Here is a 26,030-nt window from a genome sequence, read left to right on the forward strand (position 1 = left end):
GCGCCCGAGTCGCCGATTCACTCATCAGCTTCGATATTTATTCATGCTTTGGAAGGCGCGTGCTCTAGCTCACCTACGATTCACAGCTAAACTGTGATAGTTCGTTCCGTTATGTCCGACTAGGGACTTTTGATGATGGGCCGCCCATCTGTCATAGTCGGAGCCACGACCCCCATTGACCCGGGCCAGGTCGTCTTCAGTCGTCGTGGATCACACCCCCCCAGATCCACGGCGCTCCACAGAAGCCCCCGCGGCGCCGTATCCGGCAGCCAGGGGGCTTCTGTGATTCGGCAGGATTCCTTCCGCGGCTCAGCGGTCCGCGACCCGCATCTCGAACCAGGTGGTCTTGCCACGCGGCAGCAGGTCCACGCCCCAGCGGTCGGAGAGCTTGTCGACGAGGAAGAGCCCCCGGCCGCTGATGTCGAGCTCGTGCACCGGCATTAGGCAGGGCAGTCCGCGCGAGGGGTCGCGGACCTCGATCCGGATCCAGCCCCGGCGGCGCAGCATGCGCAGCCCGAAGACGCGGGCCCCGGTGTGCCGTACCGCGTTGCCGACGAGCTCGGAGACGAGGAGCACCGCGTGCTCGGCGAGCGTCGGCGAGAGCGCCCACTGACGCAGGACGACGGACTGCGTGATGCGGCGGGCCGTGGCGGCGGACTCCGGGCGCGAGGGCAGCCGGACTTCTTCCTCCGTCGGATTCCCGAACAACTCCAGAGCCTTCAGCGCCAGTTCGTCGTCGGCGGACGGCATCCACCGTGCCGCGGTCGCACTCACACGCTGCGCCGGTTGTTCCACACCCTCCAGCCCCGCCATGGCACCATCATGGCGGCCCGGAACGGCCCCCGGGGCCGTTCCGAAGGAATCGAGCCTCCAGAACCTGACGTTCCGGAGGCTCGATTTGGCATATGACGGGGGCAGCCGATGCCCCAATGCACCCACTCTGACCTGCGATGACGTGATGCGTTTGCTTGATCACCAAGCGTTCCGAAGGGGTTTTCCTTAAGGTGCCCTTAAGGCTGTGCTAATCCCCCCACAGGGTGTACACACCGCCCCCACATGTACAGCCGCCGTTGACCCCGCCCCCATCAACTCCCGTGCGCTCAGAGGAACTTGGCCTTGCCCGGGCCCTCCTCGACGAAGCTGCGCATGCCCCGCTCGCGGTCCTCGGTCGCGAACAGGCCCGCGAACCAGTTGCGTTCAACGGCGAGGCCGGTGTCGATGTCCGTCTCCAGACCCGCGTCGATGGACTCCTTGGCGGCGCGCAGCGCGATGGCCGGGCCCTGCGCGAGCCGCGCGGCCCAGGCGACGGCCCGCTCGTACACCTCGGCGGCCGGCACCACCTGGTCGACCAGGCCCATGGCGAGCGCCTCGTCCGCCTTCACCTGGCGGCCGGTGAAGATGAGGTCCTTGGCCTTGGACGGGCCCACCAGGCGCGCGAGGCGCTGGGTGCCGCCGGCGCCCGGGATGAGGCCGAGCAGGATCTCGGGCTGGCCGAGCTTCGCGTTCTCACCGGCGATGCGGAAGTCGGCACACAGCGCCAACTCGCAGCCGCCGCCCAGCGCGTAGCCGGTGACGGCCGCGACGACCGGCTTGGGGATCTTGGCGACGGCGGTGAAGGAGTCCTGCAGCGCCCGGCCGCGTACGACCATCGCCGCGTGGTCCATGGCCTGCATCTCCTTGATGTCCGCGCCCGCCGCGAACAGCTTCTCGCCGCCGTACAGGACGACCGCCCGCACGTCCTCGCGCCGGGCCGCCTCCTCGGCGAGCTCGCGCAGTCTGTCCTGGCTCGCGATGTCGAGGGCGTTCATCGGGGGGCGGTCCAGGCGGATGGTGCCGACGCCTTCGGAAACTTCGAGGTTCACAGTCATGGAGGCAGGTTAACGGTCACTAACGACAACGGACCCGGTGCTGTTGCTCACAGCCCGGGCCCGTTGGGGAGCGTCACTCGGGGACTTACTTGGTCCACTCCGCCCAGGAGAGGTTCCAGCCGTTGAGGCCGTTGTCGGGCTGGATGACCTTGTCCTTGGAGTTCTTCACGACGACCACGTCGCCGATCAGGGTGTTGTTGTAGAACCAGGCGGCCGGCGTGGACGGGTCGCCCGCACCGCGCGCGTCCTCCAGACCGACGCAGCCGTGGCTGGTGTTGGCCGAGCCGAACACCGACGGGTCGCCCCAGTAGTTGCCGTGGATGAAGGTGCCGGAGCTCGACAGACGCATCGCGTGCGGCACGTCCTTGATGTCGTACTCGCCGCCGAAGCCGACGGTGGCGCCGTTCATCCGGGTCACCTCGTACTTCTCGCTGATGACCATCTGCCCGTTGTACGTGGTGTTCGCCGGGGAGCCCGCGCTGATCGGGATGGTCTTCAGGGGCTTGCCGTCGCGCTCCACCTTCATGGTGTGGGCGCTCGCGTCCACGGTCGAGACCTGCGAGCGGCCGATGGTGAAGTGGATGGTGCGGGTCTGCTTGCCGTAGACACCGGGGCGGCCCTCGACACCGTCGAGGTTGAACTTGACGGTGACCTTGGTGCCGGGCGCCCAGTACTTCTCGGGGCGGAAGTCGAGGCGGTCGTTGCCGAACCAGTGGCCCTCGACCGGGACGGACGGCTCGGCCGTCACGGTGATCGCCTTCTCGACCGCGTCCGGGTTGGTGATGCCGCGGCTGAAGTTGACGGAGACCGGCATGCCGACGCCGACGGTGGAGCCGTCCTCGGGCACGTACTGGCCGATGAAGGTGTTGGTCGGCACGAGGGTGGTGAAGGTGGTGTCCTTGGCAGACTCGCGGCCCTTGTCGTCCTTGGCGACCGCGTGGACCTTGTACTGCGTCGCGGAGGCGAGGTGCTGGTCCGGGGCCCAGCCGAGGCCGTCCGCGGATATCTTCCCGGCGACCGCGTTGCCCTTGCTGTCGGCCACGGTGACGGCGGACAGCTTGCCCTTGTCGGCGGATATCTTCAGCGCGCCGTTGGTGGCCACGTCCTTGGCGTTGTCCGCCGGCGCGATGGTGACGACGGCCTCGGAGGCCTTGGTGTCCTCGGCGGCGCCGCCGCCCGCCTTGGCCTTGGAGCTGGAACCGTCGCCCCCGCCGCAGGCGGTGACGAGGAGCAGCATCGCCCCGAAGAGGAGGGCCAGCAGTGCGCTGCCCCGGCGACCGCGCCGTCCGGCCGCGGCCGAAGCCCCCGAAATAGGCTGCCCGTTCAAGACTTTTTCTCCCCTCGCACGGCGTGGCCCCGCCACCGCCCGTACTCACTCACCCCCGCGCACGTCCTCGCGCACGCACGGCGCTAGATAATCACACCGAACAGGCCCCGACCTCCCCTCCTATGTCACCGTTCAGTCCCAACTTGTCCTGGAACTCTCAGGTGAAACACAGAAACCGTTCCCGGTGGGTTAACCGGGAACGGTCAGGGGCCGTTCGTTCGAGGGATTTCGAGGGATGGGGAGAATTCAGGAGATCGCGGACCCCGCCTTCCACTTCGCCCAGTCCAGGTTCCAGCCACTGAGCCCGTTGTCGGGAGCGACCTGGCGGTCATGGGAGTTGACGACCTCGACGATGTCGCCGATGAGGGTGCGGTCGAAGAACCAGCCCGCCGGGGTGTCCGAGCTGCCGCCCTTCACATCGCGCAGACCGACGCATCCGTGGCTGGTGTTGGAGTTGCCGAAGGTCCTGGAGGGTGCCCAGTAATTGCCGTGCAGGAAGGTGCCGGTGTTGGTCAGCCGGATGGCGTGCGGGACGTCCGGAATGTCGTACTCGCCGCCGAAGCCGACGGTCTGGCTGTTCATCCGGGTCACGTCGTACATCTCGGTGACGACCATCTTCCCGTTGTACGTGGTGTTCTTCGGCGACCCCGCGGAGATCGGCAGCGTGGAGACGAGCTCGCCGCCGCGCCGCACCTCCATGGTGTGTGCCTCGGCGTCCACGAGGGACTCCTGGTCGCGCCCGACGGTGAAGGCGACCGTCTTGTCCTGGATGCCGTAGACGCCGGGCGCCGCGACCACGTCGCGCAGGTGCATGTCGATGGTGACCTTGGTGCCGGGCACCCAGTACTTCTCGGGCCGGAAGTCGATCCGGTCCTTGCCGAACCAGTGGCCCCGCACCTCCACCGGAGGCTGGGAGGTGATCGTGATGGCGCGCTCGACGGCCGCCCGGTCCTTGATCGCCTGGTTGAAGTTGAACGACACGATCATGCCGACGCCCACCGTGGAGCGGTTCTCGGGCTTGAAGTAGCCGATGAACCGGTGCTCCGGGACGAGCGTGGTGAAGCTGGTGTGGCGAGCCTGGCGGTGGCCGTGGCCGTCGAGCGCCACCGTGTCCACCGTGTACAGCGCGGCCAGCTGAAGCGCACCGCCGCTCGGCGTCCACGTCAGCCCGTCCGCGGCGATCTTCCCCGGCACCTCCTCGGGTTGCGCGTCCTCGGTCTTCATCATCTTGACCCGCTCCAGGCGCCCGGCCGGCACCCGCACCTCCACCTTCTGGTCCGCCGTGACCGCCTTGGCCCCGTCGTCCGGAGTCACCAGAATGGCCTCCTTCGGCGTCAACGGCTTGCCCCCGATGTCGCCGATGTCCAGGGTGCCGCCCGAGCACCCGGTCAGCGTGGTCACCAGGACCGCCGTCAGTCCTGCCCATGCCAGGGCGGCGGCCGTGCCCGCCCCTGCCCGCTTCAGTACGTCTCTCACGCCCCGCCCAACGACCGCCCCCCGCCGGGGGAAACGTGAGTACGAGGGCTGTTGCGGGAAGAACAGGTGCAGGGACACGCAAGGGGAGCCGCGGCCGGGACGCCGCGTGCTGCCCCTGCGCCGAGCCGCGGGAGGCCGTCAGGTGTCGAGCGCAGCCGAGCAGAGGGCAGTGCGGGGTGCCGCGCAGGGCGCGCCCGGCGCGGAGGGGCACCGGAAGGTGAACGGCCACCGGGGTGAACCGGGGGCTCTGCGCCCCCCTGTCTGGCCGGGTTCGCCGACCCCGCTCGGCGCCCGCTTCCGGGTCGGCCCGGACGGCGTCGCGGGCACCAATTTCGCGCTGTGGGCGGGCGGCGCCGAGTCGGTCGAGCTGTGCCTCTTCGACGCGGCGGGCACCGAGACCCGGCTCGCGCTGACCGAACTGACCCATGAGATCTGGCACGGCTTCGTGCCGGGCGTACGCCCCGGGCAGCGGTACGGGTTCCGGGTGCACGGGCGCTGGGACCCGTGGACGGGGGCCCGCTGGAACCCGGCGAAGCTGCTGCTCGACCCGTACGCGCGCGCCGTGGACGGCGACTTCGTGCTGCCGCCCGAGGTGTACGGGCACGTCCGGGACTGGCCGCAGCAGCAGGTCGCCGACACCGTGCGCGACGACCGCGACTCGGCGCCGCACGTCCCCAAGGGCGTGGTGGTGCAGGACGACGACGACTGGGCGGACGACCGCCGCCCCAAGACGCCCTGGTCCGACTCGGTCATCTACGAGCTGCACGTGCGCGGCTTCACCCGGCTGCACCCGGAGATCCCCGAGCCGCTGCGCGGCACGTACGCGGGGCTCGCGCATCCGGCGGCGATCGGCCATCTGGTGCGGCTCGGCGTGACGGCGGTCGAGCTGCTTCCGGTGCACCAGTTCGCGCACGAGGACCATTTGCTGCGGCGCGGCCTTCGAAACTACTGGGGTTACAACTCGATCGGGTACTTCGCCCCGCACGCCGGCTACTCGGCGACCGGGACCGCGGGGCAGCAGGTCGGCGAGTTCAAGCGGATGGTGCGGGCGCTGCACGCGGCCGGCATCGAGGTCATCCTCGACGTGGTCTACAACCACACGGCAGAGGCCGGGGAGCTGGGGCCGACGCTGTCCCTGCGCGGCATCGACAACCGCGGCTACTACCGCCTCCAGTCCGACGCCCGCCGATACGCCGACTACACGGGCTGCGGCAACACCCTCCATGTGGTCCAGCCACATGTCCTGCGCCTGATCACGGATTCGCTGCGCTACTGGGTGACCGAGATGGGGGTGGACGGCTTCCGGTTCGACCTGGCGGCGGCCCTCGCCCGCTCGATGCACGACGTCGACATGCTGTCGCCCTTTCTCGCGGTGATCGCCCAGGACCCGGTGCTGCGCCGCGTGAAACTGATCGCCGAACCGTGGGACGTGGGCAACGGCGGCTACCAGGTGGGCTCCTTCCCGCCGCTGTGGACCGAGTGGAACGACCGCTACCGGGACGCCGTACGGGACTTCTGGCGGGGCGCGCTGCCGGACGTGCGCGACCTCGGCTACCGCCTCTCGGGCTCCAGCGACCTGTACGCCTGGGGCGGCCGGCGTCCGTACGCGTCGATCAACTTCGTGACCGCGCACGACGGTTTCACACTGCGCGACCTGGTGTCGTACGAGCGCAAGCACAACGAGGCGAACGGGGAGGGCAACCGGGACGGCACCAACGACAACCGGGCCTGGAACTGCGGGGTGGAGGGTGAGACCGACGACCCCCGGATCAACGCGCTGCGGCGGCGCCAGCTGCGGAACCTGCTCACCACCCTGCTGGTGTCGACGGGCGTGCCGATGCTGGTCGCGGGCGACGAAATGGGCCGCACCCAGGGCGGCAACAACAACGCGTACTGCCAGGACGGCGAGGTGAGCTGGGTCGACTGGTCGCTCTTGGAGAAGCCGGGGCCGCGCGGGCTGCTCGAACTGGCCGCCCGGCTCGTCGAGTTGAGGCACCGCCACCCCGTGCTGCGCCGCCGCGCCTTCTTCTCCGGCCGGGCACAGGGCGCGGACGGGCTGCGGGACCTGGCGTGGTTCACCGCGCGGGGCGAGGAGATGACGGAGCAGGACTGGTACGCGCCCACCGCGACGCTGGGCCTGTACCTGTCCGGCCGCGACATCCCGGGGCGCGACGCGCGGGGCGCGCCGGTGACCGACGACAGCTTTCTGATCCTGCTGCACTCGGCGGACCGTCCGGAGAGCTGCGTGCTGCCGGGGCCGCCGTGGGCCGCCTCGTACGAGCTGGTCGTGGACACCTCGGAGGAGGACCAGGCCGAGGCGCCGGGGCGGGTGCACCGGGGCGGCGAGACGGTGACGCTGCCGGCCCGGTCGGTCCTGGTGCTGAAGGTGGCGGGGTAGGGCGGGGCCCCGGGCGGAGGAGCCGGGCCGGGTGGAGACAGGGTGGAGGCGGCCAGGGGCGCGCGGTGGAAATCTCCACCCGACGGTCCACCCGCGGGCCGATCCGCTCCACCCACCCCGGCTGCGATCGTCGAACGTGCCGGAGCCGTCGGCGGGCGACGAGGGAGTGGTGCGGCATGTACGACGACATCGAGCTGGTCCTGCGGATCACCCTGTACGCGTGGCTGGCCTGCGAACTGGCCCTCCAGGCACGCCAGTTGCTGAGCAGCGCGCCCACCGAGCGCACCGAGTGGCGCAGCCTGCTGCTCTTCGTCGTGGCGCTGGGCGCGGCCGGCTGGGCGGCCCACCCGATCGCCCGCGCCACGCCCGCGCTGGACTATTCGACCACCTCGACGGCGGCCCGCCTGGCGGTGCTGATCGTCGCCTGGGCCGGAATAGGCCTGCGGCTGTGGGCCATCGTCGCCCTGGGCCGCTTCTTCCGGGGCACGGTCCACGTCCAGCGGGACCACCAGGTGGTGCGGTCGGGTCCGTACCGCTGGGTGCGCCATCCCGCGTACAGCGGCATCGCGCTGGCCGGGCTCGCCCTCGGGGTGACGTACGACAACGCGGCGGCGCTCCTGGTGTTCGCGGCGGGCGGCGCGCTGGCGCTCGGCTACCGCATCCACGTGGAGGAGAAGCTCCTCTCCGAGGCGCTGGGCACCGCGTACACGGAGTACGCGGCCACCACGCCACGGCTGATACCCGGGGTCTGGTGAGGGCGGCGCGCCGGACTTCGGTCAGCCCAGGATCTTCCGGTCGTACGCCACCGCCACCGCGGCCGCCCGGTCCTTGACGCCCAACTTGCCGTAGATGTGCGTCAGATGGGTCTTCACCGTGGCCTCGCTGATGAACAGGGCCCGCGCGATCTCCCGGTTGGAGGTGCCCTTGGAGACGAGGGCGAGGACCTCGCGCTCACGGCCCGAGAGGGGCTCGCCGGCGGGGACGGCGGGCGTGCGGACCGCCGTGACCAGGCGGGACGCGACCGCCGGGGAGAGCACCGTGCGGCCTGCGGCGGCGGCCCGCACGGCGGTGAACAGCTCCTCGCGCGGGGCGTCCTTGAGGAGGTAGCCGGTGGCGCCCGCCTCGATCGCGGGGAGGGTGTCCGAGTCGGTGTCGTAGGTGGTGAGGACGAGGACCTTGGAGCGCAGCCCGCGCCGGGTGAGCTCGGCGATCGCGGCCACTCCCCCGCCACCGGGCATCCGCAGGTCCATCAGGACGACGTCCGGGTCGAGTTGCTCGGCGAGGTCGACACCCTCGACGCCGTTGGTGGCCTCGCCGAGGACCTCGAAGCCGTCGGCCGAGGCGAACATGCCGCGCAGACCGTCCCGCACTACGGGGTGGTCGTCGCAGATCAGGAGGGTGATGGTGGCGTCAGTGGTCATGGGGGACCAACGGTACGCGGGCACAGACCGCGGTGCCATGGCCGGGCTCCGTTTCCACGGTGACGGTGCCGGCGATGCGTTCGGCCCGGGCGCGCATGCCGTCGAGGCCGAAGCCGCCGGTGCCGGAGCGGGCCGGCAGGCTCAGCGGGTCGAAGCCCCGGCCGTCGTCGCGGACGTCGAGGGAGACCTCGTCGCCCATGAAGGAGAGGGTGACGCCGACACGGGAGGCGTGGGCGTGGCGGCTCGCGTTGGCGAGGGCCTCCTGGGCGATGCGGAGCAGGGTGGCCTCGATCTCGTCGTGGAGCTGTACGGCGGTACCGGTCACGGTGAAGTCGGCGCGGACCTGGTGCCGGGTGCCCCATTCGGCGACGGTTCTCTTCAACGCCTTGTGCAGGGCGTCGTGTTCGAGGTCGAGGGGGCTGAGGTTCTGCACCGCGCGGCGGGCCTCGCCGAGGCTGTGCCGGGCGAGCGACTGGGCGCTGGCGAGGTGTTCGCGTACCAGGTCGGGGTCGGTGCTGCTGGTGACCACCTGGAGCTGGGCGATGATGCCGGCCAGGCCCTGGGCGATGGTGTCGTGGATCTCGGCGGCGAGCCGGCGGCGTTCGTCGGCGACACCCGCTTCCCGGGCCTGGAGCAGGAGTTGGGCGTGCAGGGCGGCGTTCTCGTCGAGGGCCTGCTGGAGCCGGGCGTTGGTGGTCTCCAGCTCGTCGATGGTCGCGATCTGCACACGGGCCCGCTCGTCCTCCTGGGCGGCGAGATGGCTGAACACGGTGAGGAGTACGCAGTTGATGGCGAGTACGGCGCCGAACACCACCCACCCCATGGAGCCCTTGGGCGGAAGGCCGCCGGACTGGGAGCCTGCCATGATCACCGCGGTCGCGAACAGGCCGATCTTCACCAGGCGCCGGGGCAGCACCGCCTGGGCGCCGAAGTAGCCGACGACGGCGTAGAACGCGAAGAACGGGTTGAGCCAGGTGAGCGCGAAGGCGATGGCCCAGCGCAGGAAGTAGTAGACGGCTCCGGCCGCGCTCGGTCCCGGCCGGGTGCGGCGCAGACGGCCCCAGCAGAGCTGGAGCAGCAGGGCGCCGCCGGCCAGGGCTGCGGCGGCCCAGCGGTCGGCGGTGCTCATCACCAGGTCGGCGGTGGCCGCGGCGGCGAGGCAGCCGATGAAGAGGAGTCCATAGGGGCCCCAGCGGTGGAATGCCTCCCAGCGTTCCTCCACCGGATCCGGCTTCTCCGTGCTCACCCCGTTGCTCATGGCCCCAGTCTCGTCCACGCCGAAGCCGTCACCGGAGCCGCCCCAGAAGGACACGGCTGTCATTCCCACCGGAACCAGCGGGTCGCGGCCGCCGAGAGGAGCACGGTCCACAGGGCGAGGATCCCGAGGTGGTCCCAGCCGGGCCAGCTGCCGGCCGCGGCCTCGTTGAGGGCCTGGGCGGCGGCACCGAAGGGCAGCAGCTCGACGATGCGGCCCAGCGTGTCGGGCATGGCCTGGACGGGCAGCCAGACACCCGCGCTGAACATCATCGGGAAGAACACCGCGGAGCCGATGGCGTTGGCGACCTTCGAGGTGCGGGAGAGGGCGGAGATCAGGGCGCCGAGGGCGAGCGCGCTCAGGACGGCGAGCAGCAGGGCGAGGGCGTACCCGAAGAGCTGGTGCGGCAGCGCCACGTGGAAGGCGAGCCGGCCCACCGTGATGGAGAGGGCGGCGGAGATCAGGGCGGCCACGCCGTGCAGCCCCATCTGGGCGCCGAGCAGGGCGGACGGGCGGACGGGGGTGACCGACATGCGGCGCAGGATGCCGCGCTCGCGGCAGCCGGTGATGACCGGCGGCATGGCCTGGAGGCCCGCCATGATCATGGAGAGGAGTACGGCGACGGGGACGTAGGCGTCGACGAAGCGGATGCCGCCGAGCGCCTTGTCCGGGTCGCGGAAGCCGGGGATCGAGCCGAGCACTACCAGGAGGACGGTCGGGAACACCATGATCCAGAAGAGTCCGGCGGGCTCGCGCCGGAACAGCCTGGTCTCGGTCTTCAGTACCGCGACAGCGGCCGTACGGGAGGTGCGGGCTGCCCGGGCCGGGCGCGGCGGGGTGAGGGTGGTGGTCATGCCGAGGCCTCCGTCAGGTCCAGGAACGCGTCGTCGAGGGTCGCCTCGGAGACGCGGAGTTGGTGGGCGGTGATGTGGTGCCGGGCGAGCAGGGTGATCACGGCGTTGACGGTCTCGTCGGTGCCGTGGATGGTCACCCGGCCGTGCTTCTCCTCCACGGCCGCGGCCTGCGGCAGCTCGGTGAGGGCGAAGTCGTCGAGCGGAGCGGAGGGGGTGAAGGAGATGACGGTGGAGCCGGCCGCCCGCCGGATCAGCCCGGAGGGGGTGTCCAGGGCGGCGATCCGCCCCTTGTCGATCACGGCGACCCGGTCGCAGAGGCGCTGGGCCTCCTCCATGAAGTGGGTGACCAGCAGGACGGTGACTCCGCTGCGGCGTACGTCCTCGATCAGCGCCCAGGTGTCGCGGCGGGCGCGCGGGTCGAGGCCGGTGGTGAGCTCGTCGAGCACCACGACGCGCGGGTTGCCGATGAGGGCGAGCGCGATGAACAGGCGCTGCTTCTGTCCGCCGGACAGCTTGGCGAAGCGGGTGTTCAGCTTCTCGCCGAGTCCGAGGCGTTCGGCGAGCGGGCGCCAGTCGGCCGGGTTCGGATAGAAGGCGGCGTACAGTTCGAGCGACTCGCGCACGGTCAGCTTGGGCTGGAGCTCGCTCTCCTGGAGCTGGGCACCCAGGATGCGGGTCACCTCGTCGTGGTCGGCGACCGGGTCGTGGCCGGCCACCCGGATCACCCCGGCGTCCGGGACGCGGAGCCCCTCGACGCACTCGACGGTGGTGGTCTTGCCGGCGCCGTTGGGGCCGAGGATGCCGAAGATCTCGCCCTCTTCGACGGCAAAGCTGACGCCGTCGACAGCGGACCTGCGGCCGTATGCCTTGCGCACTCCGGTGACTTCGATGATTGCCATGGCTTGAGAATCCCGTTCGGCGGGGGTCCGCCACATCGCCCATCGCGCTCGACCGCGCATCAACCGATCGGTTGATGGCCGGTACGACCCCCTGCGCGCCCGCTCCCGGAACGGCGCCCCCGAGCCGCCCTGCCGGTCCTAGGACCAGCGGACCAGTGGGGCCCGTCCGAAACTCGGTGGGCACTGTCAGTGGCCGTCCGTAGGCTCGGCAACGATGCCCGATACACATGCAGCTACCAAGGACCCGTCGGCCACGCGCTCGCTCCTCAGGCTCTGGCCGTATGTACGCCCCGTGCGAACTCGCCTGTTCAGTGCGGCATTTGTGGCGATCGTCGCCTCCTGTCTCGGTCTGGTGATCCCGCTCGTACTGAAGTGGATCGTGGACGGGCCGGTGGCCGACCACGACCCCGGCGGGGTGTGGCTCGGCGCGCTGTACCTGCTGCTGCTCGGGGTGGCGGAGGCGGCGCTCTTCGGGTTCCGGCGGTGGCTGGTGGCGCGGCCGCTCGCGAGCGTCGAGGCGGACATGCGGGCCGATCTGTACCGGCATGTGCAGCGGCTTCCGGTCTCCTTCCACGACCGGTGGGCGTCGGGCCAGCTCCTGTCGCGCGGCACCACGGATCTCATGCTGCTGCGGATGTTCCTGGCGTTCCCGCTGACGTTCCTCGTCGTCAACGGGGTGACGATCCTGGCCGGGTTCGCCATCCTGCTGTCGCAGCAGTGGAGCCTCGGGCTCGTGCTGCTCGTCCCGGTGATCCCGCTGGTGGTCCTCTGCTCGGTCTTCGAGACCCGGTACTCGCTGGTCGCCCGGCGGGCGCAGGACCAGGTGGGCGACCTGACGACGGTCGTCGAGGAGAGCGTGCTCGGCATCCGGATCATCAAGGGTTTCGGGCAGCACCGCAGCCAGGCGCTGGCCTTCCGCGAACTCTCCCGGCGGCTGCGCGGCACCGAGCTCGCCAAGGCTCGGCTGCTCGCCGGGCTCTGGGGCCTGATCACCACGATCCCCGAACTCGCCATCGGCGCGGCGCTGGTGCTCGGCACGGTGCAGGTGGCCGACGGGGAGCTCTCGGCCGGAACGCTGGTGGCGTTCCTGTCCACGGCGCTGGCCCTGCGGTGGCCGGTGGAGTCGATCGGCTTCCTGCTGGCGATGAGCCAGGAGTCCGCGACGGCGACGGTGCGGTTCTTCGAAGCGATGGACGTCCCCGAGGAGACCGAGGGTGCCGCCTCCCCGAACCTCCTGGGCTCCGCCCCGGACCCCGCTCCCGCCTCTTCGTCCGCGGACCGTGCGCCGGGGGCTCCGCCCTCGGACCCCCGCTCCTCGAACTCCCCCAAGGACTCCGTCCTGGGGGTACCCCCAGGGGCTGATTCTGCGCTGATCAGTGCGTCTCCGGAACGGGCTGAAGTGGCGCTCCGCGGCACCGATGGGGCGCCGCACGGCAGTACCGCGCAACCGCCGCCGGACCACCTCGGCATCCGTTTCGAGGAGGTCATGTTCCGCTATCCCGACGCTGCCCCCGGCACCTCACCGGTCCTCTCCCGGATCGATCTGCACATACGGGCGGGCGAGACGATGGCGCTCGTGGGCGGGACCGGGTCCGGGAAGACCACGCTCACCGCGCTCGTGCCGCGTCTGCACGAGGTCGGTGGGGGGCGGATCGCTCTCGACGGGGAGGACATCGCGCTCATGTCGCGGGAGCGGCTGCGCGGTCTGGTCTCCGTCGCGTTCGAGGAGCCCACGCTCTTCTCGGCCTCCGTGGGGGACAACGTCCTGATGGGCGGCGGGAGTTCGGACGATCTGGAGCGGGCGCTGGACATCGCGCAGGCCCAGTTCGTACGGCGGCTGCCGCAGGGCGTGGACACGCAGGTCGGGGAGCAGGGGCTCAGCCTGTCCGGCGGGCAGCGGCAGCGGCTCGCGCTGGCCCGGGCGGTCGTGGGGCGGCCGAGGTTCCTGATCCTCGACGACCCGCTGTCGGCCCTGGACGTCCACACCGAGGCGCTGGTCGAGGCGGCGCTGCGGCGGGTGCTTCAGGACACCACCGCGCTGGTGGTCGCCCACCGCCCGTCCACCGTGATGCTCGCCGACCGGGTCGCCCTGCTGTCGGGCGGACGGATCACCGCCGTCGGTACGCACCAGGAACTGCTGCGCGGCAACGCCGAATACGCCTGGCTGATGTCGGGCGCCGAAGAACGTCATGACGGCAAGGGGGAGGACGGGCGATGACCACGACTGTCGGGGAGGAGACCGCCACCGGGGAACAGGGGGCGCCCGCTGTCGACGATCCCTTCGATCGCGACGAGCTGCCCGCGCCTCCGGGGGCGACCGGCGCGCTGCTCAGGGCCCTGCTGCGGCCGCTGCGCGGACGGGTGGTGATCGCGACGCTGATGCTCGTCGTGCAGCAGGCCGCGGCCCAGGCGGGCCCGCTGCTCGTCGCGTACGCCATCGACCGGGGCGTGCCGGCGTTCCGCGCGCACGACTACGGGCCGCTGATCGCGGTGGGCGCCGGGTATCTGGTGTCCGCGCTGGCCTCCGGGTTCTTCCAGTACGCGTTCATTCAGACCTCCGCCCGGGTCAACCAGGACGTGCTGCTCGATCTGCGCGGGCGGATCTTCCGGCACGCGCAGGCGCTGAGCGTGGACTTCCACGAGCGGTACACCTCGGGACGGCTGATCTCGCGGTCCACCACCGACGTCGAATCGCTGCGGGAGCTGCTCAGCGAGGGCTTGCAGGAGCTGATCGGGGTGATCCTCTCCGCGGTCTACATCTGCGCGATGCTGCTCTGGCTGGACTGGGGCATCGGCGCGGTCGCGGTCGCCTCCTACGTTCCGCTGCACTTCCTGATCCGCCTCTACCAGCGCCGCGCGGGCGCGGTGTTCGCGGCCAGGTCCACCGCGATCGCCGCCGTGATCGTCAAGTTCGCGGAGACCCTGAACGGCATACGGCCGGTGCAGGCGTTCCGGCGCGAGCGGGCCAACGACGCCGAGTTCCGGGAGCTGAACCGCCGTCACGAGCGGACGAACGGCGACGCGATGCTGGAGATGGCGCGCTACGTGGTGGGCTCCCGGCTCGTCGCCAACACGGCGGTCGCGGCGATGGTGCTGTGGGGCGCGACCCGGGTCGCGGACGGCGACCTGGAGCTGGGTGTGCTCGCGGCCGCGGTGCTGTACCTGCGCCGCCTGTACGACCCGATCGACCGGCTCGGCATGTTCCTCAACTCCTACCAGTCGGCCGCGGCCTCGCTGGAGAAGGTCGCCGGGCTGCTGGCCCAGACCCCGTCCGTCCCGGAGCCCGCGCAGCCGACCGCGCTGCCGGAGCGGAAGGCCGGACTCCCGGGCCGCCGCGTCGAGTTCGAGCAGGTCGGCTTCGGCTACCGGACCGGCGGCGAGGTGCTGCCCCGCTTCGACCTGACCATCCCGGCGGGCCAGACCGTCGCCGTGGTCGGCTCGACGGGCGCGGGCAAGTCCACCCTCGCCAAGCTCCTGGCCCGCTTCTACGATCCGACGGCTGGTCACGTGCTGCTCGACGGCACGGATCTGCGCGAGCTGTCCGTACGGGATCTGCGGCGCGGGGTCGTCATGGTCACCCAGGAGGCGTTCCTGTTCTCCGGCACGGTCGCCGAGAACATCGCGATCGGCCGCCCGGACGCCACCCGGGACGAGATCGAGCAGGCCGCGAAGGCGATCGGCGCGCACGACTTCATCGCGGGCCTGCCCGACGGCTACGACACCGACGTACGCAAGCGGGGCGGCCGCATCTCGGCCGGGCAGCGCCAACTCGTCGCCTTCGCACGGGCGTTGCTCGCCGACCCCGCCGTCCTGATCCTCGACGAGGCGACCAGTTCCCTCGACATCCCGGGCGAGCGGGCGGTACAGCGCGCCATGCACACCGTCCTCAAGGGGCGTACGGCGGTGGTGATCGCGCACCGCCTGTCCACGGTCGAGATCGCGGACCGGGTCCTGGTGATGGAGCACGGCCGCGTCGTCGAGGACGGCTCCCCCGCCGACCTGATCGCGGGCACCGGCCGCTTCGCCGACCTGCACCGCGCCTGGCGGGACAGCCTGGCCTGACCTGTGGGTTTCCCGGTACCTGCCGCGTGGCGACCGGAAGGGAGTTCGTAGGATCGGGGCGTGGCAACGGGGACGGGTACCAACTGGGCGGCGCCTACGGAGACGGAGTGGCTGCTGCACTCGGCGGGGCTGCGCGGCGATGTGACGGCGCAGTTGCGGGTGCTCGCCCGCGAGGAGCTCTACATCGCCGCGCCGAAGGCCGAGGTCGACGCGCGGCCAGACCTGATCCGCTGGCCCGCCTACCGGGACGCGTCGGGCTGGCTGTGCAAGCCGGTGCTGACCCGGGGGATGCTGCCGCCGTGGCATCCGGACTGGGTGTTCCACGGGGTCTCGCTCAAGTGGATCGCCGACTCGGGCCTCCTGGACGCAGGGACGCTGCTCGCGGTCAACGCCGGCACGCCGGCCCAGCTGTTCCTGCCCACCGCCGCCGACCACCTGGCCCTGTGGCGCCGGCTCCACGAGGAGGTCGAGCGTCCCGACCGGCTGATCGGCCTGCGGCACGGCGCGCTGCGCGGACCGCTCGCGTACGGCCTCGCCTGCGGCGCGCATCTGGCGGTCGGCAACGATGTGCCGTGGAACGAGGTGGGCTCGGTCTATCAGGAGTACACCAGCGAGCTCCGGATGCTCCGCGAGTCCTGGGACATCACCGACCGGGCGGGCTGGCAGCAGCAGTTGGACTTCCTGCTGGACGCGCGCAACAGCCCGGCCGAGCCCGACTTCGTACTCCGCGTGCGCGAGGAGCTGCGGGCCGGTCTCGACGAGGCGCCGCCCGTCGATCTGTGGCGCGAGACGGCCGCCGGGCACGCCCAGGACATCGGCGTCGGCCATGGTGCCGTCAAGGACATCGAGGAGCTGGTGCGGCGCATCATCCGGTACGAGGCCCGGTTCCGGGCGGACGGGCTGCTCGCGCCGGACGGCCGGGTCACCACCACCGTCGCCTACGACTACGGGCGAGCCGTGAACCTGGCACGCTGGGGGCTCTCTGCCCGGTTCTGCACCCCGCACGAGGCGGAGCAGGCGATCGTGCACGCGGGCGCGCTCAGCAGGTCGGCGTACCGCTCGTGGGAGGACTTCTCGGCGGGGTACGCGCTCGGCCGGGTGCTGCGCTTCGACGAGGAGTCCTACGGCCGCTACTACCGGCAGAACGTCGACGCGCACCGGATCCTGACCGAGCACGAGGCCAGCCCCTGGCGGAACATCCCCTGGCGCTGAGCGCGGCCGTCAGGCCCCCACGGTTCCGTCGATGCCCTCGCGCAGGAGGTCGGCGTGGCCGTTGTGGCGGGCGTACTCGTGGATCATGTGCAGCATCACCATGCGCAGCGACACGTCCTCGCCCCAGCGCGGCTGGTGGCCCGCGAGGTCGAGGGATTCGGCCTCGCGCTCGATCCGCCGGGAGTGCTCGACCTCGGCCTCCCAGGCCCCGAACGCCTCGGCCCTGGTGGAGTTGCTCGCGTCGTACGCCGCCTGGAAGTCGATCTTGTCCGACCACACCATCGGGATGTCCTGGTCCTCGAAGACCCGCCGGAACCAGGTCCGTTCGACCTCGGCCATGTGCCGTACGAGGCCGAGCAGCGAGAGCGTGGACGGCGGCATCGACCGGCTGCGCAGTTCCTCGTCGCCGAGTCCCTCGCACTTCATGGCCAGCGTCGCGCGGTGGTAGTCGAGAAAGGCGCGCAGCATCTCGCGCTCGCTGCCGAAGTGGGGCGGGCCTATGCGGTGGTCGGTCACGGGTGGCGCTCCTCGCGGTGTGCTGGCTTGGCGGCTCGAACATACCCGCTCACTGGGCCGGTGTGATGAGGTGGCGGTCATGACAGCCATGGAGACGATCACGGTTCCGGCCCACCTCCAGGGGTACCCGGGGGTGGCTTTCGGCGGCTATGTGGCGGGCGTGCTCGCCGGGCGGGCGTTCCCCAAGCTCTCAACTGCGTTCGAGCAGGGGAGACCTCAACCGAAGACGGTACGGGTGGACTTCCGGCAGCCGGTGCCGACAGGTGTGCCGGTGCGGCTCGCCGAGACCGCGGACGGCGGCGCCGAGCTGACCTCCGGCGAGAAGGTGCTTGCCTTCGCCCTCCCGGCCGAGCAGAGCGTCGAGGCGCCCGAGGCGCCGTCGTGGGCCGAGGCGTCGGCCGCGGCCGAGGCCTACCGGGCCGCGCCGCCGTCCGGCAGCGTCGACTGCTTCGGCTGCGGCCTGGACCGCACGCCCGACACGGGCCTGCGCCAGCACTGCGGCCCGGTCCCCGGCCGCGCCCTGGTGGCCACGGCCTGGACCCCTGGTCCCCAACTCGCCGACGCGGAGGGCATGTTGCCACCCGAGCTGGTGTGGGGCGCGCTCGACTGCCCGGGCAACGCGGCGGGCCGCCTCCTCGGCACCCAGCGCCCCGGCGCGGTGACGGCCTCCCTCACGGCGACCCTGTTCCGCCCGGTGGGGGTGGGCGAGCGGCTCATCTCGTACGCCTGGCTCCGCTCCGAGGAAGGCCGCAAACACCACATGGGCGTGGCCCTTGCCTCGGCTTCGGGCGACCTGTGCGCGGTGGCGACGTCGCTGTGGGTCGACCCCAGGGTGTAGGGGGCCGCACCGCTGCGTTCGACTGCGGACCGCGCGTGGCCGGTCGCGCAGTTCGCCGCGCCCCCAAAGGGGATGCCACTCAGCCGAACACCCACCCCGCCCCCCCCGGGGCGGGGACTGCGCGCCCAGCCCTCGACCACCCGCAGCCGAAACACCCCACACCCGGCCGAACGCCGAACCCCGCCAGCCCACACCCCCAGGGGCGCGGGGAACTGCGCGCCCAGCCGCGGACGACCCGCAGTCGAAGCAACCGCAAGCCCCCGAGCGAGCGGAACCCTCCGCACCTCACCTCCCCGAGGGAGCAGAACCCCCCTCACCCCGCCTAGCCCTCAGCAGCGTCAGGGCCAGCACCGCCGCCCCCGCCATCAGCGCGGCAGCGCAAAGCGCCGCGTAGTCCAGGCCCCGGGTGAACGCCGAGAACGCCGCCTCCAGCGCACCCCCGTGGACGCTCGCCACCGCCCCGCCCAGCGTCTCGCGCGCCGCGGCCGGCGCGTCCGCCATGCCGTGGCGGTAGACCGCCGCCCCCACCGAGCCGAGAACCGCCATCCCCAGCGCGCCGCCCAGCTCCTGCCCGGATTCCAGGACGGCCGCCGCGGACCCGGCTCGCTCGGGCGGGGCCGCGCCCAGGGCGAGTTCGTTGGCCAGGGACATGGCCGCCACCAGGCCCGAGGTGTAGACGGCGCAGGCGGCGAGGGTGAACCAGAGCGGCGAGTCCGTACGCACCCATGCCAGTGCCCCGAAGCCGCACGCGGAGACCGCGAAGCCGCCCGCCATGACCGCCCCCCGGTCGAAGCTCCGGGCCAGCACCGCCCCGGTCGGCGCCCCCACGAACGCGCCCGTCGCCGGGACCAGGCTCCACAGCGCCGCCTCGAACGGGCTCTTGCCCAGCACCGACTGGAGGTACTGGGTGAGGAACACCGCCATGCCGATGGTCGCCGCGATGGCGAAGAGGTTGGCGAGCACCGCGCCGCCGTAGCTGCGCCTCCTCAGCAGTTCCAGGTCGACCAGAGGGTGGGCGAGCCTCGACTGGCGCCGGACGAACACGTACAGAAGAACAGATCCGGCCATGATCATCAGTACGGGCGGCAACTCCACCCCGTCCCGGGCCAGTTCCTTGACTCCCTGGATCACCGGGAGCAGCCCGGCCAGGGACAGCACCGCGCTCGGCCAGTCGAAGCGGCCGGAGGACGGCTGCTTCACCTCGGGCAGCAGCAGCGGCGCCAGGATCAGCAGCAGGAGCATCGCGGGCAGGTTGATGAGGAACACCGAGCCCCACCAGAAGCGTTCGAGCAGGGCCCCGCTGACGACCGGGCCGAAGGAGATGCCGGCCGTCATGACGCCGGTCCAGGCGGTGACCGCGGTGGCACGCTGCTTCTCGTCGTGGAAGAGGTTGCGGATCAGGGCGAGCGTGGAGGGCATGAGCGCCGCCCCGCCGACACCGAGCAACGCCCGTACCGCGATGAGGAGTTGGGGAGAGTCGGCGTAGGCCGCCGCCACCGAGGCGAGGCCGAACACGCCCGCCCCGGCGAGCACCAGCTTGCGGCGGCCCATGCGGTCACCCAGCGCACCCATCGTGATGAGCAGCCCCGCGAGCACGAAGCCGTACATGTCGAGGATCCACAGCTGCTGGGTGGAGCTGGGCGCCAGGTCCTCGCTGATGAAGGGGATGGCGAAGTAGAGGACGGAGACGTCCATCGAGACGAGGAGCAGCGGCAGCATGAGGACGGCGAGCGCGGTCCATTCCCTGCGTCCGGCGCGCTGCGCGGCCGGGTCCGTGCGGCCCGCGAGGGGGCCGGTCGTAGTGTCCATGCCGGGTAGCGAAACAGCCTTGCGCGTACGGCGCCATCAGTGGGCTAGTACACCCCTGGAACTCCCTTGTCCTCACTGGGCATTACGCCGTCCCGCGCACTAGTACACTGCCCGCCGTGACCGAGCAGCCGCCCTACCTCGCCATCGCCGCCGGCATCCGGCGCCGCATCGCTTCCGGGGAGCTCGTGCCCGGCGACCGGGTGCCGTCCACGCGGGCCATCGTGCGCGAGTCGGGGGTGGCGATGGCGACCGCGACCAAGGCGCTCGCGGCCCTCGCGCGCGAGGGCCTGGTGCGGGCGGTACCGGGTGTCGGCACGGTGGTCGCCGAGGCGCGTCCGGCGCGCGCCCAGGACGAAACGGCGCCGTTGAGCCGCGAGGCCGTGGTGGCCACCGCCGTCCGGATCGCGGACGCCGAGGGCCTGGCCGGGCTCTCGATGCGGCGGGTGGCCGGCGACCTCGGCACGTCCACTATGGCGCTGTACCGGCATGTGCCGAGCAAGGGCGAGCTCGTACGGCTGATGACGGACGTGGGGTTCAGGGAGGCGCACCCGGGCCGGCCGACCGGGGACTGGCGGGACCAACTCGCGCACGCCGCACGAAAGTTGTGGGCGACCTATCGCAAGCACCCGTGGATGGCGCGGGCGATGGCGTCGTTCATCCGGCCCGATCCCATGCCCGAGGCGATGAAGTACACCGAGTGGACCCTGCGGGCCCTGCGCGGCACCGGCCTGGGCGTGCACCAGGTCATGCACGCGCATCTGACCCTGATCGCCTTCGTCCAAGGCCTGGGCGTGGCCATGGAGTTGGAGGGACACGCACTCCAGGACACCGGCGTCTCCAACGACGAATGGATGGACCGGAACGGGGGTCGCTTTGCGGCCATCGTGTCGGGCGGCGGCTACCCCGTCCTGACCACCATCTTCGAACACGAGCCGTTCGAGCTGGACTTGGACTCGCTCTTCGGTTTCGGGCTCGACCGACTCCTCGATGGCATCGCCGTCATCATTGCCGAAACGTCCGCTTAACGAACGGCAACCTTCGGACAACGGACGTTTTTCGGCCAACTTATTGACGCGCTCCTGACAGTAGTTCTCCTCTGCTGGCACTCTCTCCCCGTTCCACGCACAAAGTTTTCACGCACAACACGTTGTTGCCGCACTCGCTCCGCACAGCTCTGCCCGGCCGACCCCACCCAGTCGACCGGAACCCCCTCGCAGAAGGAGTTCGCGTGAGATCCACGCACCGTCGTCGTGCCACCGCCACCGGCGCCCTGATCGCCGCAGCCGCCATGCTCAGTGTCGGCGTCCAGGCAGGTAGCGCCAGCGCACGCCCCGACGACTCCGCGGCCACCGCGGCCCTCAAGGCCCAGGCGGTACGCAACCCGGGCGCCCTGCCCGCCGGCCTCAGCCCCTCCCAGCGCGCCGAGCTCATACGCCAGGCCACGGCCACCACGGCGGCCACGGCCAAGGAGCTCGGGCTCAGCGCACAGGAGAAGCTCGTCGTCCACGATGTGTCCAAGGACCAGGACGGCACCACGCACACCCGCTACGAGCGCACCTACGACGGTCTGCCCGTCCTCGGCGGCGACCTGATGGTCGACACCGCGGCCGGCAAGACCAAGGGCGTCAGCAAGGCCAACAGCGCGCAGCTGAAGGGCATATCGACCGCCGCCCCCGCCAACGCCCCGGCCGCCGCCGAGGGCCAGGCTCTCAAGGCGGCCAAGGCCGCCGGCTCGAAGGCGGACAAGGCCGACAGCGCCCGCAAGGTCATCTGGATGGTGAAGGGCGCGCCGACCCTCGCGTACGAGACGGTCGTGGGCGGGCTGCAGGACGACGGCACCCCGAACCAGCTGCACGTCATCACGGACGCCAGGACGGGCGCCAAGCTGCACCAGTGGCAGGGCATCGAGACCGGTGTCGGCAACACCCACTACAGCGGTCAGGTCACGCTCGGCACCTCGCAGTCGGGGTCGAACTACACCCTGACCGACGCCGGGCGCGGCGGGCACAAGACGTACAACCTGAACCACGGTTCGTCCGGTACGGGCTCGCTGTTCACCCAGACCAACGACACCTGGGGCGACGGCACCAACTCCAACGCCGCGACGGCGGGTGCGGACGCCGCCTACGGCGCCGGCGAGACCTGGGACTTCTACAAGAACGTCTTCGGCCGCAGCGGCATCCGCGGCGACGGCGTCGGCGCGTACTCCCGCGTCCACTACGGCAACGCGTACGTCAACGCGTTCTGGGACGACAGCTGCTTCTGCATGACGTACGGCGACGGCTCGGGCAACAACGACCCGCTGACCTCGCTGGACGTGGCGGGTCACGAGATGACGCACGGCGTCACCGCCGCCACCGCGGGCCTGAACTACGCCGACGAGTCGGGCGGCCTGAACGAGGCGACCTCCGACATCATGGGCACCTCGGTGGAGTTCTACGCGAACAACGCGTCGGACCCGGGTGACTACCTCATCGGCGAGAAGATCAACATCAACGGTGACGGCACCCCGCTGCGCTACATGGACAAGCCGAGCAAGGACGGCGGCTCCGCGGACAGCTGGTACTCCGGCGTCGGCAACCTCGACGTCCACTACTCCTCGGGCCCGGCGAACCACTGGTTCTACCTGGCCTCCGAGGGCAGCGGCGCCAAGGTCATCAACGGCGTGAGCTACGACTCGCCGACCTCCGACGGCCTGCCGGTCACCGGCATCGGCCGCGACAAGGCCCAGCTCATCTGGTACAAGGCGCTGACCACCAAGTTCAACTCCAGCACGGACTACGCGGGCGCCCGCGACGGCACCATCGCCGCGGCGACCGAGCTGTACGGCGCGAACAGCGCCGAGGTCACCAACATCACCAACGCCTGGGCGGCCATCAACGTCGGCGCCCGCGCCGGCGGCGGCGACCCCGGCGGCAAGGTCTTCGAGAGCACGGCGCAGGTGGCCATCCCGGACTACCCGGGCGCGGCGGTCACCGACCCGGTCACCGTCTCGGGCATCACCGGCAACGCGCCGTCCGCCCTCAAGGTCGGTGTGAAGATCACCCACACCTACATCGGTGACCTCCAGATCGACCTGGTGGCCCCGAACGGCACCTCGTTCCGTCTGCAGAACTCGTCCTCGGACTCGACCGCGAACCTGAACAAGACGTACACCGTGAACGCCTCCAGTGTCGCGGCGAACGGCGTGTGGAAGCTGAAGGTCCAGGACAAGGCGCGGCAGGACGTCGGCACCATCACCGACTTCAAGCTCTCCTTCTGAACCGCTTCGGTTCAGAACCGCTCCGACTCCGAACTCCCGGCAATCTCCCGGAAGTTCACCCTCTGGAAGCTCACCTTCTGACCAGGCGGCTGGCCGGAAAGTGAAGGTGCCCGGAGCCCACGAGGCTCCGGGCACCGCCCATGTCCGCGGGTGTACGCGGCTCAGCGCATGAGCACGCCCGCGCCCTCCCCGGTCGCCTCCGTCGGGCCCGCCATCAGGCCCAGCTCCGCGTGGGTGGCCAGGTGGCGGTGGGCGGGCAGCACGCGGACCGTGTAGCCGAACGGGCCCGTGCGGTCGAGCGCGAGGGGGCCCTCGTACATCCAGCGGCCCTCCAGGTCCGGGCCGCCCGCCGGTTTCAGCGGGAAGGTCGCCGCGTCCGCGATGGTGTCGGCCGCGTCCACCCGGCCCGCCACCGCCTGCACCTCGACGTCGTCGGGCCCGAGCTCGCCGAGTGCGACGCGGACCCGCAGCGCGAGGGTGGAGCCGAGCTCCGCGGTGCCGTTGGGGGCCGCTGCCGCCGGGGCCAGGGCCTCGACGTGGTCGACCGCGACCCGCGGCCAGGCACCCCGCACCCGCCCCTTCCAGTGCGCCAGCTCCCTCGCCGTGGAGGGGTCCAGGGCCCGGTGGGCCGCGGCGGCGGGCGCGTACAGGCGGGTCACATACTCCCGCACCATCCGCCCCGCGAGCACCTTGGGGCCCAGGGTGGTGAGGGTCTGGCGGACCATTTCGATCCAGCGGTCGGGGAGCCCCGCCGGGCCCCGGTCGTAGAAGCGCGGGGCGACCCGGTCCTCGATGAGGTCGTACAGCGCGTTGGCCTCCAGCTCGTCGCGCCGGTCCTCGTCGGTCGACGCGCCGTCGGCGGTCGGGATGGCCCAGCCGAAGTCGGGCTCGAACCACTCGTCCCACCAGCCGTCCAGGACGGACAGGTTGAGGCAGCCGTTGAGGGCCGCCTTCATGCCGCTCGTCCCGCAGGCCTCCAGGGGCCGCAACGGGTTGTTGAGCCACACGTCGCAGCCGGGGTAGAGCTTCTGGGCCATGCCCATGCCGTAGTCGGGCAGGAACACGATCCGGTGGCGGACCCTCGGGTCGTCGGAGAACTTCACCAGCTCCTGCACGAGCCGCTTGCCGCCGTCGTCGGCGGGATGCGCCTTGCCGGCGACGACGATCTGCACCGGCCGCGTCGGATGAAGCAGCAGCTCCATCAGCCGGTCCCGGTCGCGCAGCATCAGCGTGAGCCGCTTGTACGAGGGAACGCGCCGGGCGAAGCCGATGGTGAGCACGTCGGGGTTCAGCACCCCGTCGATCCAGCCGAGCTCGGCCGACCCCGCGCCGCGCTGGCGCCAGGAGGCCCGCAGCCGCTCGCGGGCCTCGATGACGAGCTGTTCGCGCAGCTCCCTGCGCAGCTCCCAGATCTCGGAGTCCGGGATGTCGGCGACCGCGTCCCAGCGCTCGGAGCCGCCGACGGTCAGCGCGTCCTCGGTGCGGCCCGCGCCGATCTGACGTGCGCCGAGCCGGAAGACCTCGGGCGCGACCCAGGTCGGGGCGTGCACGCCGTTGGTGACGGAGGTGATCGGCACCTCCTGCGCGTCGAACCCCGGCCAAAGGCCCGCGAACATCTCGCGGCTGACCGCGCCGTGCAGGGTCGAGACCCCGTTGGCGCGCTGGGCGAGCCTCAGGCCCATGACGGCCATGTTGAAGAGGTTGGGCTCGCCGCCGGGGTAGGTCTCCATGCCGAGCTGGAGGATCTGCTCGACGGGCACCCCGGGCAGCTCGCCGTCGTCGCCGAGGTGGCGGGCGACCAGCTCGCGGTCGAACCGGTCGATTCCGGCCGGCACCGGGGTGTGGGTGGTGAAGACGGTCCCGGACCGCACCGATTCGAGGGCGGCGTCGAATTCCAGCCCTTCGCCCGCGAGCTCACGGATGCGTTCGAGCCCGAGGAAACCGGCATGGCCCTCGTTGGTGTGGAACACCTCGGGCGCCGGGTGCCCGGTGAGCCGGCAGTACGTCCGCACCGCCCGCACCCCGCCGATGCCGAGCAGCATTTCCTGGAGCAGCCGGTGCTCGCTGCCGCCCCCGTAGAGCCGGTCGGTGACGTCGCGTTCGCCGGGCGCGTTCTCCTCGACGTCGGAGTCGAGCATGAGCAGCGGCACCCGGCCGACCCGGGCCTGCCAGATGACGGCGTGCAGGGCGCGGCCGCCGGGCAGCACGAGGGACACCCTGGCCGGGGTGCCGTCCTCCTCGCGCAGCAGCGAGACGGGCAGCTCATTGGGGTCGAGCAGGGGGTAGTGCTCCTGCTGCCAGCCCTCGCGCGAGAGCGACTGGCGGAAGTAGCCGTGCCGGTAGAGGAGGCCGACCCCGATGAGCGGTACGCCGAGGTCGCTGGCGGATTTGAGATGGTCGCCGGCGAGGATGCCGAGCCCGCCGGAGTACTGCGGCAGGGCCGCGGTGATGCCGAATTCGGGAGAGAAGTAGCCGATGGCACAAGGGAGTTCGCCGCTCTGCTCCTGGTACCAGCGGCGGCCGTGCAGATAGTCGTCGAGGTCGTCGGCGGCGGCGGTGAGCCTGCGCAGGAACCGGCGGTCCTGGGCGAGCGAGTCGAGGCGGGCGGCGCCGACGGCACCCAGCAGGCGCACCGGGTCCTCACCCGCCGCCCGCCAGCCGTCGGGGTCCACGGACTGGAAGAGTTCTCTGGTCTCGGTGTGCCAGGACCAGCGCAGATTGCGCGCGAGGTCGCTGAGCGGCCGGAGGGCGTCGGGCAGGACAGGGCGCACGGTGAATCGACGGATTGCCTTCACGCTTCCACCTTTGCAGGGGACCTACGTACCGGGGTGGG

At 71.3% G+C, this 26,030-nt stretch carries 19 protein-coding genes; 8 read left to right on the forward strand and 11 right to left on the reverse strand.

The window, feature by feature from the left end; translation table 11 throughout:
* Positions 1–309 precede the first annotated feature (309 nt).
* The 4 genes from ACSHXC_RS11990 to ACSHXC_RS12005 form a co-directional block, all read right to left on the reverse strand.
* A complete protein-coding gene (locus ACSHXC_RS11990) occupies positions 310–813 on the reverse strand; it encodes an ATP-binding protein (RefSeq protein ID WP_189963864.1) in 504 nt (167 codons plus the stop codon).
* Positions 814–1,100: 287 nt separating this feature from the next.
* Entirely contained in the window at positions 1,101–1,868 is a 768-nt protein-coding gene (locus tag ACSHXC_RS11995; RefSeq protein ID WP_053726203.1) for an enoyl-CoA hydratase/isomerase family protein, read from the reverse strand.
* Positions 1,869–1,953: 85 nt separating this feature from the next.
* On the reverse strand, positions 1,954–3,195 hold the full coding sequence (locus ACSHXC_RS12000; RefSeq protein ID WP_438291566.1) for a L,D-transpeptidase: 1,242 nt from the start codon (positions 3,193–3,195) through the stop codon (positions 1,954–1,956).
* A gap of 246 nt (positions 3,196–3,441) precedes the next feature.
* Positions 3,442–4,671, reverse strand: coding sequence for a L,D-transpeptidase (locus ACSHXC_RS12005; protein ID WP_438291567.1), 1,230 nt, complete (start codon positions 4,669–4,671; stop codon positions 3,442–3,444).
* 142 nt (positions 4,672–4,813) lie between these two features.
* Here ACSHXC_RS12005 and glgX point away from each other — a divergent pair, with 142 nt between their 5' ends.
* Positions 4,814–7,069, forward strand: a complete 2,256-nt coding sequence (gene glgX / locus ACSHXC_RS12010) for a glycogen debranching protein GlgX (RefSeq protein WP_438291568.1) — start codon at positions 4,814–4,816, stop codon at positions 7,067–7,069.
* Positions 7,070–7,245: 176 nt separating this feature from the next.
* Positions 7,246–7,824: a methyltransferase family protein gene (locus ACSHXC_RS12015; protein WP_438291569.1), complete on the forward strand. Its 579-nt coding sequence runs from the start codon at positions 7,246–7,248 to the stop codon at positions 7,822–7,824.
* Positions 7,825–7,845: 21 nt separating this feature from the next.
* On the opposite strand, the gene ACSHXC_RS12020 is transcribed toward ACSHXC_RS12015, so the two are convergent.
* The 4 genes from ACSHXC_RS12020 to ACSHXC_RS12035 are packed head-to-tail and all read right to left on the reverse strand — an operon-like array spanning position 7,846 to position 11,498.
* A complete protein-coding gene (locus ACSHXC_RS12020) occupies positions 7,846–8,490 on the reverse strand; it encodes a response regulator (protein WP_438291570.1) in 645 nt (214 codons plus the stop codon).
* Entirely contained in the window at positions 8,480–9,748 is a 1,269-nt protein-coding gene (locus ACSHXC_RS12025) for a sensor histidine kinase (RefSeq protein WP_438296542.1), read from the reverse strand. The genes ACSHXC_RS12020 and ACSHXC_RS12025 overlap by 11 nt, the downstream gene beginning before the upstream one ends.
* A gap of 59 nt (positions 9,749–9,807) precedes the next feature.
* A complete protein-coding gene (locus tag ACSHXC_RS12030) occupies positions 9,808–10,599 on the reverse strand; it encodes an ABC transporter permease (RefSeq protein ID WP_438291571.1) in 792 nt (263 codons plus the stop codon).
* The gene (locus ACSHXC_RS12035) at positions 10,596–11,498 is read right to left on the reverse strand and encodes an ABC transporter ATP-binding protein (RefSeq protein ID WP_438291572.1); all 903 of its coding nucleotides are present in this window, start codon (positions 11,496–11,498) and stop codon (positions 10,596–10,598) included. The genes ACSHXC_RS12030 and ACSHXC_RS12035 overlap by 4 nt, the downstream gene beginning before the upstream one ends.
* 214 nt (positions 11,499–11,712) lie before the next feature.
* On the opposite strand from ACSHXC_RS12035, the gene ACSHXC_RS12040 reads away from it, so the two are divergent.
* From ACSHXC_RS12040 to ACSHXC_RS12050, 3 genes are read left to right on the forward strand one after another with little or no spacing between them, the layout of a single operon-like run.
* Complete coding sequence (locus ACSHXC_RS12040) at positions 11,713–13,716, forward strand: ABC transporter ATP-binding protein (protein ID WP_438291573.1); 2,004 nt, start codon at positions 11,713–11,715, stop codon at positions 13,714–13,716.
* Complete coding sequence (locus tag ACSHXC_RS12045; protein WP_438291574.1) at positions 13,713–15,560, forward strand: ABC transporter ATP-binding protein; 1,848 nt, start codon at positions 13,713–13,715, stop codon at positions 15,558–15,560. Before ACSHXC_RS12040 ends, ACSHXC_RS12045 begins: the two co-directional genes overlap by 4 nt.
* Before the next feature lie 60 nt (positions 15,561–15,620).
* A complete protein-coding gene (locus tag ACSHXC_RS12050; RefSeq protein ID WP_438291575.1) occupies positions 15,621–16,772 on the forward strand; it encodes a DUF1266 domain-containing protein in 1,152 nt (383 codons plus the stop codon).
* A gap of 9 nt (positions 16,773–16,781) precedes the next feature.
* Here ACSHXC_RS12050 and ACSHXC_RS12055 read toward each other — a convergent pair whose 3' ends face one another.
* Complete coding sequence (locus ACSHXC_RS12055; RefSeq protein ID WP_438296544.1) at positions 16,782–17,240, reverse strand: DinB family protein; 459 nt, start codon at positions 17,238–17,240, stop codon at positions 16,782–16,784.
* Between the two features lie 127 nt (positions 17,241–17,367).
* Here ACSHXC_RS12055 and ACSHXC_RS12060 point away from each other — a divergent pair, with 127 nt between their 5' ends.
* Positions 17,368–18,126, forward strand: coding sequence for a PaaI family thioesterase (locus ACSHXC_RS12060; protein WP_438291576.1), 759 nt, complete (start codon positions 17,368–17,370; stop codon positions 18,124–18,126).
* Positions 18,127–18,411: 285 nt separating this feature from the next.
* Here ACSHXC_RS12060 and ACSHXC_RS12065 read toward each other — a convergent pair whose 3' ends face one another.
* Positions 18,412–19,935: an MFS transporter gene (locus ACSHXC_RS12065; RefSeq protein WP_438291577.1), complete on the reverse strand. Its 1,524-nt coding sequence runs from the start codon at positions 19,933–19,935 to the stop codon at positions 18,412–18,414.
* A 116-nt stretch (positions 19,936–20,051) separates the two neighbouring features.
* On the opposite strand from ACSHXC_RS12065, the gene ACSHXC_RS12070 reads away from it, so the two are divergent.
* A complete protein-coding gene (locus tag ACSHXC_RS12070) occupies positions 20,052–20,960 on the forward strand; it encodes a TetR/AcrR family transcriptional regulator C-terminal domain-containing protein (RefSeq protein WP_438291579.1) in 909 nt (302 codons plus the stop codon).
* Between the two features lie 203 nt (positions 20,961–21,163).
* Positions 21,164–23,197 carry a M4 family metallopeptidase gene (locus ACSHXC_RS12075; protein ID WP_438291580.1) on the forward strand — a complete coding sequence of 678 codons (2,034 nt, stop codon included), beginning with the start codon at positions 21,164–21,166 and terminating at the stop codon, positions 23,195–23,197.
* 161 nt (positions 23,198–23,358) lie between these two features.
* On the opposite strand, the gene glgP is transcribed toward ACSHXC_RS12075, so the two are convergent.
* Entirely contained in the window at positions 23,359–25,992 is a 2,634-nt protein-coding gene (gene glgP / locus ACSHXC_RS12080; protein ID WP_438291581.1) for an alpha-glucan family phosphorylase, read from the reverse strand.
* Between the last annotated feature and the right edge of the window lie 38 nt (positions 25,993–26,030).

It is taken from the genome of Streptomyces sp. HUAS TT7 (assembly GCF_051550175.1).
In the GTDB taxonomy this organism is placed as follows: Bacteria; Actinomycetota; Actinomycetes; order Streptomycetales; family Streptomycetaceae; genus Streptomyces.

Coding starts and splice junctions, on each gene's coding strand:
- ACSHXC_RS12055 (WP_438296544.1), bottom strand. CDS start 17,240: ATGCTGCGCGCCTTTCTCGACTACCACCGCGCGACGCTGGCCATGAAG.
- ACSHXC_RS12065 (WP_438291577.1), bottom strand. CDS start 19,935: ATGGACACTACGACCGGCCCCCTCGCGGGCCGCACGGACCCGGCCGCG.
- ACSHXC_RS12060 (WP_438291576.1), top strand. CDS start 17,368: ATGACAGCCATGGAGACGATCACGGTTCCGGCCCACCTCCAGGGGTAC.
- ACSHXC_RS12040 (WP_438291573.1), top strand. CDS start 11,713: ATGCCCGATACACATGCAGCTACCAAGGACCCGTCGGCCACGCGCTCG.
- ACSHXC_RS12030 (WP_438291571.1), bottom strand. CDS start 10,599: ATGACCACCACCCTCACCCCGCCGCGCCCGGCCCGGGCAGCCCGCACC.
- ACSHXC_RS12045 (WP_438291574.1), top strand. CDS start 13,713: ATGACCACGACTGTCGGGGAGGAGACCGCCACCGGGGAACAGGGGGCG.
- ACSHXC_RS12035 (WP_438291572.1), bottom strand. CDS start 11,498: ATGGCAATCATCGAAGTCACCGGAGTGCGCAAGGCATACGGCCGCAGG.
- ACSHXC_RS12015 (WP_438291569.1), top strand. CDS start 7,246: ATGTACGACGACATCGAGCTGGTCCTGCGGATCACCCTGTACGCGTGG.
- ACSHXC_RS12020 (WP_438291570.1), bottom strand. CDS start 8,490: ATGACCACTGACGCCACCATCACCCTCCTGATCTGCGACGACCACCCC.
- ACSHXC_RS11995 (WP_053726203.1), bottom strand. CDS start 1,868: ATGACTGTGAACCTCGAAGTTTCCGAAGGCGTCGGCACCATCCGCCTG.
- ACSHXC_RS12025 (WP_438296542.1), bottom strand. CDS start 9,748: ATGAGCAACGGGGTGAGCACGGAGAAGCCGGATCCGGTGGAGGAACGC.
- ACSHXC_RS11990 (WP_189963864.1), bottom strand. CDS start 813: ATGGCGGGGCTGGAGGGTGTGGAACAACCGGCGCAGCGTGTGAGTGCG.